This window comes from Rubripirellula reticaptiva, from assembly GCF_007860175.1.
GTDB classification, from domain to species: Bacteria; Planctomycetota; Planctomycetia; order Pirellulales; family Pirellulaceae; genus Rubripirellula; species Rubripirellula reticaptiva.
On record NZ_SJPX01000005.1, the window covers coordinates 317,210 to 332,467 of the forward strand.

Consider the following 15,258-nt stretch of genomic DNA (forward strand, 5'->3'; position numbering starts at 1 on the left):
TCAGCCTGTCTGACAAACGTGAAAGCGTCATCGCGACACCCCGACCGTGTGACGAGCGGCAACCTGCGAGACAGGTTTTGTGGCTTCGATTGGCGGTGTGACTTCGACGATATAGCCAGGACCACGTTTGCCGAGTGAAACAATTTTGGTGCCGACCGGCATGCTTTGTCGCAGCAAGGCTTGGTCGACTCGATTCTGGATTACCAGCAGCGTACCGGGGTTGTTGCGAACATATTCGGCGAGTTTCACGTCGCGAACATTATCGAAATTCGGGATGTCGCTGCGACTAAGGTAAAACGGCACCTCTGAAAACTCATGCGACACCGTGGCCATTGGCCGAGTCGCAATGGATTGGGTTGCCAGGCCGCCCATTGAGAAGGCAATTTGTCGCTCTAGCGGTGATCCACTACCGAATAAAGTTTGATCGCGACTGTAGGCCGGGACCATTTGGTGCATCACCATGATCGCGAACAAAAATGCGGCGGCCGACGATGATGCCCAGGCCAATTTGGACTGGTGACGATCGTTGATCAACAAGATCGCCATCACCAACATGCCGGCCCACATCATCGCCCAAAGGTAGATTGTCGACGGTACGTCGATGCCCATCGTGATCACAAACATGACAAAGCCGACGCCGCCCAAACACGTGGCGACCGTGGCTCCGCGAGCAGACCAGAAAATCGCGAACCAGTGTTCGGTTTGCGACTGAGTCTGCCGCATCATTTGGTCCAGGTAATGTCCGACCATCAACGCCAGCGCCGGTGCGGCCGGCAGCACGTAGGTCGGCAACTTGCAACTTGAACACGAAAAGAACGCAAAACACCAAGCGGTCCACAACAACAAAAATCCGATCGCGAGCGGACGCTGACTCTGAGCGGCGGATTTCTTGGCAAACAAAAATCGGGCATAAGGTATCGTCAGGAACGACCATGGGTGTCCCGCGACCAACAACACTGGCACGAAGTACCAAATCGGTTGAGAGTGAAATTCACCGGCGAAACGACCGAAGTTGTGAACCCAAAAGAACTGCATCAAGAAGTCTGGATCTTGCCGCGACACGGCAATCAACCACGGCATCGCAATCAACGCAACAACGCCGCCAACGATCCCATAGTGCCACCATCGTGGCTTGGCGTGCCCTTCGGACAACCACGCCATCGCGAAGACAGGCGGAAGCCAAAGAATTAGCGCGACGGGTCCCTTGGTCATGAAACCGAGTCCACAAGCAATCGCCGAGACGAGCCACCAACCTAGCTTGACCTTGCCGCCACGAATCGACTCGTACGCGGCGAACATCGACGTGCAGATCATCAGTGTCAGGACACCATCAAGCAACAAGTATCGACTGGTGAAGGCAAACCCAACCGACAGCATCAAGACACCGCCAGCGAACAGACCAATTTGCCGGCCGAACCAACGTGTGCCAAAAAACATCGTGCTTGCCAGTGTCGCAAGTGCTGCCAAGGCAGGCACCAAACGAGCGGCCGATTCGGACATGCCGAATAATTTGAAACTTGCCGCACATAACCAATACAGCAACGGTGGCTTGTCGTAATAAGTTTGAAAATTCAATTGCGGAAGAACCCAATTTCCGGTCGCCAACATCTCGCGAGGAATCTCGGCGTAACGGGTCTCGTCACGATCGATCAACGGATATCCAAGGTTCGTCAGCAAGAACAAGGCTGCGACGACTAACAACGCCAATTGAAGCCAGCCAGCTTGGCGATCGCCGAGGATATTATTGGTGGATGCGACCGGGGCAGCCGTGCCGGCAATCCGTGGTTTGTCATCGCTATGACTTGTCGCGGAACCCGGAAATTGAACCGAGTTCCACCAGTAACGCGCCATGCTGGTCAAGACGCGAGGGATGTGCGCGATCGAAACGGTGCTGTTGCCTTCGGTTCGTAATCGATGCGAAACACCGACTTCGACCAGGCTCAGGCCGCGTTGGTTGACTTGGGTCAGCAGTTCTGAATTGACCAAGAATCCGTTGCCGGAAATGGTCAGGCTGCGAATCACGTCGCGATGGAACAACTTCATGGCGCAATCGACGTCGCGAACACCTGTCTGCAACAAGATTCGCACCATTTGGTTGTAGACTCGCGAATACAAGCAACGCAGCGCCGTGTCTTTGCGATCGATGCGGTATCCGCAGACGACGTCGTAGCGTTTCGACAGCAAGACGAACCGATCCAGTTCCGTCAGGTCGAACTGGCAGTCCGCGTCGGTGAACATCACCAGTTCTTTTTCGGCGGCCGAGAATCCAGTTCGAAGTGCGGCGCCGTATCCCTGGTTCGGATTGTGAGAAATCAAGCGAACGGCCGGATGCTCCACCGCGCAAGCTCGGACCAAATCGGCGGTTCCGTCAGTGCTACCATCGTCGACAACGATAATTTCATAATCGTCGGAGACCAGTCGTAGCGCCGCGTCCGCTTCCTCGATCGCCTGAACGATCACCTCGCATTCATTCCATGCGGGCAAAATCAGCGAAATCGAGGATTCTTGAGGGTCGTTCTGGGGGTGCATCCTTGCACTTTCCTGTCACAGGGGGGTGATCCACGTGCGCTGACAGTAAGAGACTGTGGGACGCCGAGCAATACCAACTTCTAACCAGATAGTAGGAACCATCTCGATGCCCGCAACTCCGATAGGTTAGGTTACAATGGACTACCCTGCCTAATGACTTGTTTTGCGAGCATTCTTGATGCCCTCCCGCCCACTTTTCGTTAACAGCGGTGCGCTCGCTCGACGGGCCTTGCTGTTTGCGATTTCAACATTTGTCGTTCAGACGCTACTTTGCCCAGCTTCACAAGCCGGCGAGGCGGCGACACCCGACCAAATCGAGTTTTTCGAGCGAGAAGTCCGTCCGGTTTTGGCCGAACACTGCTATTCGTGTCACAGTGCGGGTTCGAAGACGCTGCAGGCGGGGCTAGCCTTGGACAGTCGCGCGGCAATGCTAGCAGGCGGCGATTCGGGCGAATCGATCGTTCCGGGCGATCCAGATTCAAGCGTTCTGATCGAAGCGATTCGATACGAGTCGTACGAAATGCCGCCTAAGGGCAAACTGGCGGACGAGCAGATCAAAGCTCTTGAACAATGGGTCGCGATGGGGGCCCCCTGGCCTGACGAAGCCGCGCCAACGGCGGAAATGAGTCGTCCGAGTTTTGACTTGCAACAACGGGCAGCCGAACATTGGGCTTGGCGACCGATCACATCGCCAAAAGTTCCAAGCGTCTCGGACGTGTCCTGGCCCAAAGCCGACATCGACAATTTTGTCCTCGCGAAACTTGACGCGGTCAAACTTTCCCCTGCCGAACCAGCGGACCGATCCGCGATGCTGCGCCGACTGTATTTCGACTTGATCGGTTTGCCGCCGACGCCGGACGAAGCGGCCGAATTTATGGCCGACACGTCGCCCGCTGCGACCGATCGATTGGTCGATAAGCTGCTCAATTCACCGCACTTTGGCGAGCGTTGGGGACGGCACTGGTTGGATCTGGTTCGGTACGCGGAATCGCGAGGCCATGAGTTTGATGAAGACGCGAAGGACGCATTCCAATACCGCGACTACGTCATTCGCGCGTTTAACGCCGATGTGCCTTATGACCAATTTGTTCGCGAACATATTGCCGGCGATTTGCTAGACACGCCGCGACTGAACCCCGAACAGGGATTCGACGAGTCGGTGCTGGGAACCGGGTTTTGGCACCTGGGTGAGTGGGTGCATTCGCCGGTGGATATTCGAAAAGATGAATCGGACCGATTCGACAACATGATCGACGTGATGTCGAAGACGTTTCTCGGTGTGACGGTAGCCTGCGCTCGATGTCACGACCACAAATTCGACGCGATCTCGACAGCCGACTATTACTCGTTGTCGGGTTTTTTGCAGAGCAGCGACTTTCGGCACGTTCGCTTTGAATCTCATCACCACAATCAACAAATCGCAGGCGATCTCGCCAAACTCGACGCCGAATATCGACGTGCAATTACCCAGACTCTTGCTCGAGCGGGCGTGGCCATGCCGGCGCTCGATCCGATCCCAAGTGAACTCGCCGAATCCGTCGTGGTGAACTTCGGAAAGATCGACGACCGAGATTTCATGCAGAACGGTTTCACGTTCGGTGATCGGCCACGACATGCTGGCGATGCCTACGTCGAATCGGTGGACGGTGAACCGAAACTGAAATTCGCCGACAGCGATGCGGCCGCTAGTGACACTTTCTGGAATGGTTTGACGTCGGTTTCAGACAAGCCTGTCATGCATCGCAGCAAATTGGACGAAACGCTTCGCAGTGGTCGCACTTTGCGCACCCCGACCTTTGAATTGACCGCCGGCCGAGTTTTCTGCCGCGTTCGTGGACAAGGGCAAGTGTTCGCTTGCGTTGACTCTCACCGCTTTGTCGCTGGACCGCTGCACGGAAGCACGATTGCTAACTTTGACACGCACAGAGAAGGCAGCACGCCGTGGCTGGAACTGAACTTGGACCGGTACATCGGGCATCGTGTTGAACTCGAATTCACACCAGCGAAAGACGCGACCGTCGAAGTTTCGGTAATCATGCAAGGTGCCACAAAAGAGACTCGTAAACGGTGGGATCAACATGCCGAAAAAGTATCGGCCGCAGTCGCCAAGTTCGCCAAGTCAGCCCATGAAGTTTTGCAGCAAGCCCCGCAAGAACTGATCGGTTCGTGGGCCGACCAACGGGCACAATTGCGATCACGCGTGAAGGTTCAATCGCAGACCGCCATGTCGATGATGGACGGCACGGGCGAAGACGATCACGTGCTGATCCGAGGCAACTCGTCGAAGCCCGGCGAAATCGAACCACGTCACTTCTTGACCGCCATTGCCGGCGACGAGCCGATGAAAATCGCGGTTGGCAGCGGGCGTCGCGAATTGGCCGATGCGATCAATGCAGCCGACAATCCGTTGACCTCGCGAGTCATCGTGAACCGAATCTGGCACCACTTGATGGGCCGCGGCATCGTGCCAACGACGGACGACTTTGGCGTGCTGGGGCAACCACCAACGCACCCGGAATTGCTAGACCATTTGGCAACCACTTTTAGTAACGACGGACGAAGCATCAAGCGAGCCATCCGGCGAATTGTTTTGTCATCGACCTACGCAATGTCCAGCACGCCTGATCCGGCGGCGGTCGAAGCGGATCCAAAGAATCTGAATTGGCACCACCGTCCGCCACGCCGACTCGAAGGCGAATCAATTCGCGATGCTCTGTTGGCGATTTCGGGACAACTGGATCCGAAACCGTTCGGCAGCCCGGTGCCGATCTATCTGACTTCGTTTATGGATGGCCGTGGACGCCCCGGCAAGAGCGGTCCGATGGACGGCGATCGACGGCGATCGATCTACATCGCCGTGCGTCGAAATTTCTTGCCTCCATTCATGCTCGCTTTCGACACGCCGACACCGTTCAGCACGATGGGACGCCGCACGGTGTCGAACGTACCGGCGCAAGCGTTGATTCTGATGAATGATCCGTTGGTGGTTGAACTGAGTAAAAAGTGGGCTGAAACCGTCATGTCGAGACACGATTCAATGGACGACCGAATCGCCGACTTGTACCAGTCTGCCTTTGCGCGGCAACCGACATCCGCCGAACAAAAAATTGCAACTCGGTTCATTGGCGATGAACAAGAGTTGCCACAGCGATGGGCCGATCTGGCTCATGCGCTCGTCAACACAAAGGAGTTCATTTTCCTAAGATGAAAAATCCATTCCCAAATAACGGCTCGTACCCATGCGGTCGGTTTCAGTCGGCGCCGACGACTCGCCGCCAAATGCTAACAAACTGCGCCAGCGGATTCGGTGCCATCGCTTTGGCGGGACTGCAATCCGACGCCGCCTTTGCATCCGTTTCTGGTCAACCGTTGCACGGCCCACACCATGCGGTGCGTGCCAAGAACGTGATCTTTTTGTACATGGATGGTGGACCGTCCCAGATCGACACGTTTGATCCCAAACCGATGCTCGCCAAGTTTGACGGCAAAGATCCTAGCAAATTGTTTAACGTCGAACCCACCCAGTTCAACAACAACGGAAACGTGTTGGCGAGTCCGTGGAAGTTCAACCAGTACGGCGAGTCCGGCATCCCAGTCAGCGACCTGTTTCCGCATGTGGCAACGTGCGTGGACGAGTTGGCGGTCATGCGTTCGATGGTTTCCGAGTTCCCCGAGCACACGTTTGCGAATTACTTTTTGCACAGCGGCAGTGGGCTGCAAGGCCGGCCGAGCATGGGAGCTTGGGTCAATTACGGACTGGGCAGCGAGTGCCAGAACTTGCCTGGTTTTGTCGTCATCAACGGCGGCTTGATTCCGCCGGGTGGGCTGGACTGTTTCGGCAGTGGATTTCTGCCGGCCAGTTATCAGGGATCGATCTTCAAGCCATCGGGCAGCGGCGTGGCCAACATCGATCCGACCGAAAAGATCGCCGGTCGGCAACGCCAGAAACTGGATTTGATTGCCAAGCTTGACGGTTTCGCCGTCGACAACTTCGGAGCTCACGACAGTCTTGATTCGGCGATCCGGAACTACGAACTCGCGTACGCGATGCAAATGGCTGTACCGGAGGTGATGTCGCTGGCCGACGAACCTGGCTATCTGCAGAAACAGTACGGCATGGAATCCGAGTACGAACCGACACGTACTTATGCGGCACAGTGTCTATTGGCGCGACGTATGATCGAACGTGGTGTTCGGTTCGTCGAACTGACCTGCCCCAGTGTCGGTGGTGACCGATGGGATCAGCACAGCAACCTAAAACAGGGTCACGAGAATAACGCGCGTGCGGTCGACCAACCGATCGCTGCACTGCTGAAGGATCTTCGCGCGCGCGGATTGCTAGACGAAACGCTTGTCGTCTGGGCGGGCGAGTTTGGACGCACTCCATTTGCGCAAGGCAAGAACGGTCGCGATCACAATCCGTTCGGGTTCACGATCTGGATGGCAGGTGGCGGAGTCAAACCGGGAACGATCTACGGTGCCACCGACGAATTTGGATACAAAGCCGTCGAGAATCGTACCGAGATCCATGACCTACACGCCACGATGTTGCACTTGATGGGCGTCGATCACACTCGATCGACGCTCCGGTTCAGCGGTCGCGACATGCGTTTGACCGATGTGAAGGGGCATGTCATCCACGACGTGATCGCCTAATGGGAAACCACGTCGCGGTTGGACAGATTGACTAAGCCCATTGCCTTTCGGCTAAGCAGCACGCCGAACAGCGGCAGCCATGCCGACCGTTGGTAACTGATGAATCATGCGGACTTCATCGACGTTACAAGGCACGACATCACTGGTTCGCAGCGACTTGGCGATTTTCGATTCCAGTGTCGGTGCCAGCGATTGTCCGATGGATTCAGACAACATCGATGGATTCAACAGGTTTGCGAGCGTCGCCAACGCAGATGCCTTGCAAGCGACCGACCAACCACCTTGATAGAAGCACGACCGGATCGCTCGCAATCGTTTGCCGCGTCCCATCGACGGGGTATCGCAGGGAACCGAATCCTCTTCGCTTAGGATGCTCGATTGCTCGGCCAACTCACATCGCCAACCGGCCGCGCGGATCATCAATTCGTAAGCGTAGGTCGCATCCAATTCATTCCGCAGGTCGCACGTTTCGGTGACCGAACGAATCACTTCGCGGCGCCAAAACGATGCCGACAGGTACGCGCCAATGACCTTCCGGCTTTTGGCCGATGCTTGGTTCTGAGTGCTCGCGTTTGCTTTGCAAAGTCGGCCTGCCGTGTCTGACCAACCGGCCGCTAAGATTTGCTGATCGAGTGCGCTTCGAATCACCGGAGCAACCACACCGGCGTCGTAGATCTCGAACTTCTCGATCGCCGAGTCCGTCCATCCTTCGGTGGCTTGCAAGCCACCAGCCAGAACGTGTACGAATCGACCGTTGGCCGCCAGGGCTCCGGCCGCAACCAGATCCACGACGCTGTTCGACGCACCCGTGATGAAGCGAACCTCGCCGTCCAATTCAAATGGATCGTCGTAATGACCATCGTGGCAGACGAGAATCTCGGCTGCTTCGGGTTGGTTTTCCAAAACGCTGATCAAGGTTTTCTCGAACGTCGCCAAATCGCGACCAACGGGAACCACAATCGATAAACGCGGAATAGGAGGGAATTTTGTCACCAATACCGTCCAACAAGAGATGCTGAAGTAAGTCCGCCAAAATCGGCTTTCGAGGCGTTCAATCGGGTGGATCCCAATAAAACGCGGTCTGGAGGTAGTTTTCGGGTACTGCGACACACAGAATTGAGCCGTTCGGTGTCCAGTGAAGGGAATCACGGGAACTTTGGCTCGGCCCCTTTGAATCGGTTCGCTAACCGGCACAATTTGACGCTCGCACAGTTTCACGCCCTCCTCGATCGAAAGCTTTTCTGACATGCACACTCGCTCCCTCGGCGCCCACGGGCCAGCGGTATCGGAAATCGGCTTTGGCGCATGGGCGATCGGCGGCGGTTGGGGCGACCAAAATGACGAGACATCGTTAAAAGCTCTCAACCAGGCGATCGATCGCGGCGTCAACTTCATCGATACCGCGGCGGGCTACGGCGACGGACACAGCGAGCGGCTGATTGCAAAAGCATTGAAGAACCGCAGCGAAAGCGTCTTTGTCGCCACCAAGACGCCGCCGGCCGACGGTCCGTGGCCCCCCAGCCCGTACTGTCGTTGGCAGGATCGATACTCGGCCGCCTACCTGCGCGACAACGTTCACCAGCGGCTGAACAACCTTGGCACCGATCGAATTGATCTGCTGCAGTTACACACTTGGACGCGAGCCTGGAACGATGACCCGCAGCCCCTGTTGGTGCTTCGCCAAATGCGCGAAGAAGGCAAAATTGGACTGATCGGCGTCAGCACTCCCGAACAAGACCAATCTTGTGTGATTCAACTGATGCGAGACGGTCTGGTCGATGTCGTGCAGGTCATCTTCAACCTGTTCGAACAAGAACCGGCGGCTCAGATCTTGCCAGTCGCAGCCGAAACAGGCACAGGAGTCATCGTGCGAGTCTCGCTGGACGAGGGTGCGCTGGCCGGCAAGTACTCCGGCGAGCACTCGTTCCCTGACGATGATTTTCGCACTCGATACTTCGAAGGCGACCGCATGCAGCGGACGGTGGACCGAGTCGAAAAGATTCGAGCGGACTTGAAAGCGTTCGGGTTGCAGGACCAGTACTCGCCGGCCGACGTGGCTCTGAAGTTCGTGCTGGCACGGCCAGAGGTCAGCACGGTGATCGCCGGTATGCGATCGGTTGCCCAAGTGGACCAGAACACACGGACCAGCCAACTGAAAGATCTGCCCGACGATTTGCTGATCCAACTGCGGCGCCATCAATGGCACCGCGGCGTGTGGTACAGCGGAAAGTAATGAGGATAAAAACGGCGAGTGGGTTTGTAAGCCGGGTTCTGTAACGAAAGTTTGCACTTTCGCCAACGATCATTTATCTGTGCACGACGATTGCTCGCCGCCTCAATTGCGACCTACCCGAATGATGGAACGCGACGGACCGCCGCTTCATTCTGTTTGGTCTAGCTCCGGATGGGGTTTACCGAGCCGATCGTGTCACCACGAACGCTGGTGCGCTCTTACCGCACCGTTTCAGCCTTACCACGCACGCTCGAAAGCGCCGTTCGGCGGTCTACTCTCTGTTGCACTTTCCCTAACCTCACGGCCGGTCGACGTTATCGACCATCCTGTCCTGCGGAGCCCGGACTTTCCTCCAGTGATAACTCGTACCACCAGCGATCGTCCCACCCACTCACCGAATCCCTAGGTTATCGGTTTTGACGATTAGGTGTTAGGGACCGGGTGACAGGACCGGGTGATCGAGAGCTTTCTCCGTTCCAGCTTTTTACAGCTTGCCGCCTTCGTGAGCGGTGAAGTCGGCGAACACTGGCAAATGGCTGGTGACGGCTTCCGCTTCGATCGGGTTCATATCCTGAGCTCGGGCGTAATCGTAGACGCCCGACCGACCCAAGAATTCGCTCGCCGAAACGTTGTCGATCAACAGGTTACAGGTGTGGTAGCGGCTGTAGATATCCGTTGGACGTCCGACCACCGCCGCTCGCATCGAGCCGCCGCCCATGGTGGGGATCAAGTACGCGTCGTCGGCTTGAAACAGCCCCAGCATGATGACGTCATCCTCGCCGCGACCGTCGCCGCGGACCGACTTCATGATGCCGGGCAGCAAAGCGACTTCGCTTTGAGCGCGTGCCAAGTCGACTCGCACATTCACCAGCGAAAACGTCCAAGCAATCTGGGAGTCCGGCTTGGCGGCTCGGAAGGTTGCCACCAACGGATCGTAAGTCATTTGGTTCTGCGGATCTTCGACCGTATAAGTTTGCCGGCGGTCGACCAAGACTTGGTTGGTGTCAAAGATGAACGCCAACTGTTCTTGGCGGCCATTGGGTCCCGACGAATCGCCAATCACATAGTCGTAGCGGTTCTGGTAGTTCGAGCCGACTTGACCGCCGTTGATGATTTCGACCAATCGCGGAATCAAGTCTCGTTCGATCGACGCGATCTGCTGCAGCGCGATGACGTCGAACTGGCGAACGACCGCGGCAACGTGCTTTCGGACCGTCAAATTGCTTAACTTTGTCGGACCAAAACCGTCCAGGGCCCACGACGCAACCTTGATGCTGCGGTAACGAGGCGGCGCAGATGGCGTCTGGGCGGACGGCAGCGAGGTCTTGGGCGGCGAAAAATCTTGGATTCCTTCGACCGCAAAGCCGGAACTTGACCGCGACGTCAGTGTGATTGGATTGGCGGGACTGCCAAAATTGGTGAACTCGGTTTCGGGGACCGATCGATTGGGATCAATCTCGACGCGTTCGTCGATGTAAGGTGCCTCGATGTAGTTAACGAATTGGCCGTCACTTTGCGGCACATCCTTGGCAAGCACACTGACTCGGTCCAATCCTGCGATTTCATAATGATTGAAAAAATACCATCCTCCGCCGGCCACTAACAGGACGACGGCAGCGACTTGGATTGGGCTTCCACCTTGAGAATCTGACATGACGGCGTACTAACGTCGGTGGGCTAAAGGATTAAAACATGGTCCTTGATCAGCATCGAACCGAAACGGACTCCGCCATCAACTCGGCAGATCAAATGCATGCAAATCGACAAAACCAGGTGAGCTCAACCGTCGCGAAAAGCCGCTGTCGTCATGGCCGCTAGAATCCGAGCGACTAAATCGGCCGGCCCAGCCGGTTCTGCTGGCACTGCCGGTCACAGGACTTGGCACTGACAGGGTGACGCACCACTCGGATTTCGGCGACGACAGTGGCCTTCTTCCGCTGGGCGTGGGAGCGGCGACTTGCTATTTTGACGGCAGCAATTTTGCCTCTTCCTACCCTTCAATTCCATAGACGGTTCTCGTGAGCGAAACGATCCAGGTCGAAGTCCCCACCGTTGGCGAATCCATCAGCGAAGTTCAAATTGGCCAATGGCTCAAGGCCGAAGGCGATTGGGTCGCGTCGGGTGAAGATCTCGTAGAAATTGAAACCGAAAAGGCATCGGTCCAAATTCCGGCTCCATCGTCGGGGTTCTTGGAAAGCATCGCCAAACAAAGCGAAGAGTTTGCGGTGATCGGCGAAGTCATCGCAACAATCCGAGTCGCCGAGCAACCGGCCGGCGGATCGGCTCCTGCCGCAGCACCGCCTGCGGCCGCCGCGGCGCCAGCTCCCCAGGCTGCGCCTGTACCAAGTTCCGCACCAAGTCCTGCATCATCCGGCACCGGAACTGCCGCCGCGTTTGTGATGCCCGCCGCTCAGCGTTTGCTCGACACCCACGGGCTCCGTGCGGCTGACGTTCCCGCGACGGGACCCGGTGGACGGTTGCTCAAGGAAGACGTCCAGGCGTTCGTCCAAAACCGACCAGCCGCTGCACCACCTGCCGCAGCACCAGCGAAACCGCCGACCGCGGTGGCCGCACCGCGCCGCGAATCCGCTGCATCGTTGGTGACCGACGGGCCAGCCCACCGAACCGAGGAAGTCAAACCGCTGTCGATGCTTCGCCGCACGATTGCAACTCGTTTGGTCGAGGCCCAGCAGACCGCCGCGTTGTTGACGACGTTCAACGAAGTCGACATGTCGCCGACCATGCAAATTCGCAAGGAATACAAAGACCGCTTTGTCGAACGTCACGGCGTCAAACTGGGCTTCATGTCCTTCTTTGCCAAAGCGGCCGTCGAAGCACTACGCAAGTTTCCAGCCGTCAACGCGGAAATCCGTGATGGCAACGCGATCTATCGAAACTATCAAGACATTGGCGTCGCCATCGGCGGCGGCAAAGGATTGGTGGTGCCGATCTTGCGCAATGTCGAACGGATGTCGTTCGCCGACATCGAAGGCACGATCGCTGGGTTTGCAAAACAGGCCAGCGAAAATCGCCTACAACCCGAAGACTTGATGGGTGGCACCTTCACCATCTCTAACGGTGGTGTCTACGGATCGCTGTTGTCGACGCCAATCGTCAATCCGCCACAAAGCGGCATCCTGGGTCTGCACTCGATCCAAGATCGTCCCGTTGCAATCGACGGACAAGTCGTGATCCGGCCGATGATGTACATCGCACTGACCTACGATCACCGCATTGTTGATGGCCGCGAAGCAGTCGGCTTCCTAAAAACGATCAAAGAAGTGATCGAAGAACCCGCACGGTTGTTCTTGGAACTGTAAGACAATGCACTTTTCGTAGTACGGGCTGCCCGCCTGCATTTCGGGCTAGCAGCCTGAGCTACGAATGATCAACAACTTCGATCTCAAAAACCGCGTCCGTGGTTTGCGGCGCGATACAGCGACTTGCATCACACGCCTGCGACCGTAACGTGAACGTCAACGGCTGTTTCCCAAGCGGTGCATCACCCGCTATTTGCACCGTGGCTCGGAATGTGACTTCGCCCTGGTACAGAACCAAGTTCTGCTTCAGCACTTCATCAAGTTTCCTCGTCCCCTTCGGCGTGGCAATCTTCGCATCAAAGAACGGCTCGGCGGATGAAATGTCCAGCGTCGTCGACTGAACGAAATCGACGCCAGGATTGTCTCCGTACAAGTGCCAACCAGGTTCGATCGACAAGCGAATTGCGAAGTCGACCGTTTCGCCGCGCCCAACCCGAATTTGTGAAGCAAATAACTCGCCCACGATCGCGTTAGCAGTAAATCGCAAATCCGCATCGCTGAGTGAATCGTTCACGGTGACTCCAGCGGCCGAAGCTACAGCCGCGCCAGTTTCTAGCTGCATCGCCAGCGCGACCAGCAACTCATCTGCGTTGCCGGCAGACGCCCAGAGCGATCCGGCCAACCCTTCGATGGTTCGATTGGCAGCCTCGCGGTACTTTGCATCACCCGTCAAAGTCGCCAGTTCCAGCATCACTCGAGCAGCGATGCCGTTGCCGGACGGCAGATTACCGCCGCCGCCAAGATTCTTCGACCGAATCACAAAATCATTCTGTTCGTTTCCAGCGGCGTGATTCGCAGATCTTGAGGTAAAGAAAAACCCGCCCGCCTGTTCGTCTTGAAAGTCGGCCAACATTCGATCAGCAAGATCAATCGCAGCGTCCAAGTACTTTGCTTCTTCGGTGGCACGATGCAATTCCAACAGCGCGGCCGCCATGAAGGCATGATCATTCAAGTATCCATCCAGCTTTGATTGACCGCCGCGTGAAGTCCGCTGCAAACGACCATCAATGATCATCGACCCCAATACAAAATCCGCCGCCCGTCGCGCCGCCTCGACATAGTCAGGACGTTCCAACGTACGTCCGGCATAGGCAAGCGATTCGATCATTAGCCCGTTCCAAGCCGCCAACACCTTGTCATCCAAGTGCGGATAGAGTCGCTTTTGCCGTTCCGCCAACAACTTCGAACGCATTGCGGACAAACGCACCTCTAATTCACTCTCGTCAAGCTTTGCCGCGGCCGCGAATTGCGAAATCGGCTTTGGCAGATGCAGAATGTTGCTAGTCGACTGCTCCCCACTGGCTTCATCGTGAAAGTTACCATCGGCTAAAACGCCATAGACGCCGGCGAACACATCCGCGTCGTCTTTTCCAAGTACCGATACGATTTCGTCTCGCGTCCAAACGTAGTACTTGCCCTCCGTGGCATCACTTTCCGAATCAATCGCCGAATAGAAGCCTCCTTCGGGCGAGGTCATTTCGCGACTCAACCATTCGACAATCCCATCAACCGCTGCCAAATACGAATCGTCTTCGGAGAGCAAATAGCCATCAGTGTAGGCGCGCATCAGTTGCGCATTGTCGTACAGCATCTTTTCAAAGTGCGGCAGCAACCATTTTGCGTCGGTTGAATACCGATGAAAGCCACCGCCAATTTGATCGTGGACACCGCCACGCGACATTTTCGTCAGAGTTGTGTTGATCATCTTTAGCACCGCAGCGTCCGGTTCTCGGCGGTGCTGATCGACTAACAAAGCCAGCGCCGAATGAGGCGGAAATTTTGGCGCGCCGCCAAATCCGCCTTCCACCGAATCGAAACGAGACTTCAATGCCTCGATCGCAACGCTGATCAACTCTTTCGACGCAGGCTTGGTACTGTCCGGCGACTGACCGGCGCGGCTGATCATGTCCGTGATCGCACCGGCTTGCTTCATCACTTCGTCATTTCGCGTTTTCCAGATGCCGGACAACTGCGACAAGATTCGCTTGAACGAATCGTGAGAGAAGTAGGTGCCCGCCATCCACGCCTTGCCATCTGGAGTCAACCAAACCGAGTTCGGCCAACCTCCGCTGCCTCTTGTGACAAGCTGGGTTGCGATCATGAACTGTTGATCAAGATCCGGCCGTTCTTCGCGATCCACTTTAATGCAGACGTAGTTCGCATTCATAACCTCCGCCACATCCTCGCGTTCGAACGATTCTCGTTCCATCACGTGGCACCAGTAACACGTTGAATAACCGATCGAAAGAAAAACTGGTTTGTTCTCCTTCTTTGCTTTCGCAAAAGCTTCCGGCCCCCACGGATACCAATCGACCGGGTTATGCGCGTGCTGCAACAAGTACGGACTGGTTTCGTCGATCAACTTGTTGGTGTGCTTGTGCATCGTCGCATCTTCTTGCGAAAAGGAAAACGATCCTTGCCCAATCGCAAACAGCAAAACAACCAAGCAAGCCATCGCACGTCGAAGATTCATCACAGCGGGCTCTTGAGAATGCGAGTAGGGCGTTGCGAAAGATCAAA

General features: G+C 56.4%; 8 protein-coding genes and 1 other RNA gene. 4 read left to right on the top strand and 5 right to left on the bottom strand.

Going from position 1 to position 15,258, the window contains the following annotated elements; all coding sequences use genetic code 11:
* Nucleotides 1-27: 27 nt before the first annotated feature.
* Nucleotides 28-2,529 carry a glycosyltransferase gene (locus tag Poly59_RS22350; RefSeq protein WP_146536334.1) on the bottom strand — a complete coding sequence of 834 codons (2,502 nt, stop codon included), beginning with the start codon at nucleotides 2,527-2,529 and terminating at the stop codon, nucleotides 28-30.
* Between the two features lie 178 nt (nucleotides 2,530-2,707).
* Here Poly59_RS22350 and Poly59_RS22355 point away from each other — a divergent pair, with 178 nt between their 5' ends.
* Together Poly59_RS22355 and Poly59_RS22360 are read left to right on the top strand one after the other, a co-directional pair.
* Nucleotides 2,708-5,737 (top strand): PSD1 and planctomycete cytochrome C domain-containing protein, encoded by a 3,030-nt coding sequence (locus tag Poly59_RS22355; RefSeq protein WP_146536335.1) that lies wholly within the window; start codon nucleotides 2,708-2,710, stop codon nucleotides 5,735-5,737.
* Between the two features lie 71 nt (nucleotides 5,738-5,808).
* On the top strand, nucleotides 5,809-7,185 hold the full coding sequence (locus Poly59_RS22360) for a DUF1501 domain-containing protein (RefSeq protein WP_146536863.1): 1,377 nt from the start codon (nucleotides 5,809-5,811) through the stop codon (nucleotides 7,183-7,185).
* A 51-nt stretch (nucleotides 7,186-7,236) separates the two neighbouring features.
* Here the strand turns inward: Poly59_RS22360 and Poly59_RS22365 are convergent, their stop codons facing one another.
* Nucleotides 7,237-8,178: a glycosyltransferase family protein gene (locus tag Poly59_RS22365; protein ID WP_146536336.1), complete on the bottom strand. Its 942-nt coding sequence runs from the start codon at nucleotides 8,176-8,178 to the stop codon at nucleotides 7,237-7,239.
* A gap of 253 nt (nucleotides 8,179-8,431) precedes the next feature.
* Between Poly59_RS22365 and Poly59_RS22370 the strand changes: the two genes are divergently transcribed.
* A complete protein-coding gene (locus Poly59_RS22370; protein WP_146536337.1) occupies nucleotides 8,432-9,418 on the top strand; it encodes an aldo/keto reductase in 987 nt (328 codons plus the stop codon).
* A gap of 11 nt (nucleotides 9,419-9,429) precedes the next feature.
* Here the strand turns inward: Poly59_RS22370 and rnpB are convergent.
* Both rnpB and Poly59_RS22380 read right to left on the bottom strand, forming a co-directional pair.
* An RNA gene (gene rnpB, locus Poly59_RS22375) (RNase P RNA component class A) lies at nucleotides 9,430-9,812 on the bottom strand.
* Nucleotides 9,813-9,902: 90 nt separating this feature from the next.
* Complete coding sequence (locus Poly59_RS22380) at nucleotides 9,903-11,072, bottom strand: exonuclease/endonuclease/phosphatase family protein (RefSeq protein ID WP_146536338.1); 1,170 nt, start codon at nucleotides 11,070-11,072, stop codon at nucleotides 9,903-9,905.
* Between the two features lie 364 nt (nucleotides 11,073-11,436).
* Between Poly59_RS22380 and odhB the strand changes: the two genes are divergently transcribed.
* Complete coding sequence (odhB, locus tag Poly59_RS22385; RefSeq protein WP_146536339.1) at nucleotides 11,437-12,738, top strand: 2-oxoglutarate dehydrogenase complex dihydrolipoyllysine-residue succinyltransferase; 1,302 nt, start codon at nucleotides 11,437-11,439, stop codon at nucleotides 12,736-12,738.
* Nucleotides 12,739-12,796: 58 nt separating this feature from the next.
* Here odhB and Poly59_RS22390 read toward each other — a convergent pair whose 3' ends face one another.
* Nucleotides 12,797-15,211: a DUF255 domain-containing protein gene (locus Poly59_RS22390; RefSeq protein ID WP_146536340.1), complete on the bottom strand. Its 2,415-nt coding sequence runs from the start codon at nucleotides 15,209-15,211 to the stop codon at nucleotides 12,797-12,799.
* Nucleotides 15,212-15,258: the final 47 nt, after the last annotated feature.

Coding starts and splice junctions, on each gene's coding strand:
- Poly59_RS22360 (WP_146536863.1), top strand. CDS start 5,809: ATGCTAACAAACTGCGCCAGCGGATTCGGTGCCATCGCTTTGGCGGGA.
- Poly59_RS22350 (WP_146536334.1), bottom strand. CDS start 2,529: ATGCACCCCCAGAACGACCCTCAAGAATCCTCGATTTCGCTGATTTTG.
- Poly59_RS22355 (WP_146536335.1), top strand. CDS start 2,708: ATGCCCTCCCGCCCACTTTTCGTTAACAGCGGTGCGCTCGCTCGACGG.
- Poly59_RS22370 (WP_146536337.1), top strand. CDS start 8,432: ATGCACACTCGCTCCCTCGGCGCCCACGGGCCAGCGGTATCGGAAATC.
- Poly59_RS22390 (WP_146536340.1), bottom strand. CDS start 15,211: ATGAATCTTCGACGTGCGATGGCTTGCTTGGTTGTTTTGCTGTTTGCG.
- Poly59_RS22380 (WP_146536338.1), bottom strand. CDS start 11,072: ATGTCAGATTCTCAAGGTGGAAGCCCAATCCAAGTCGCTGCCGTCGTC.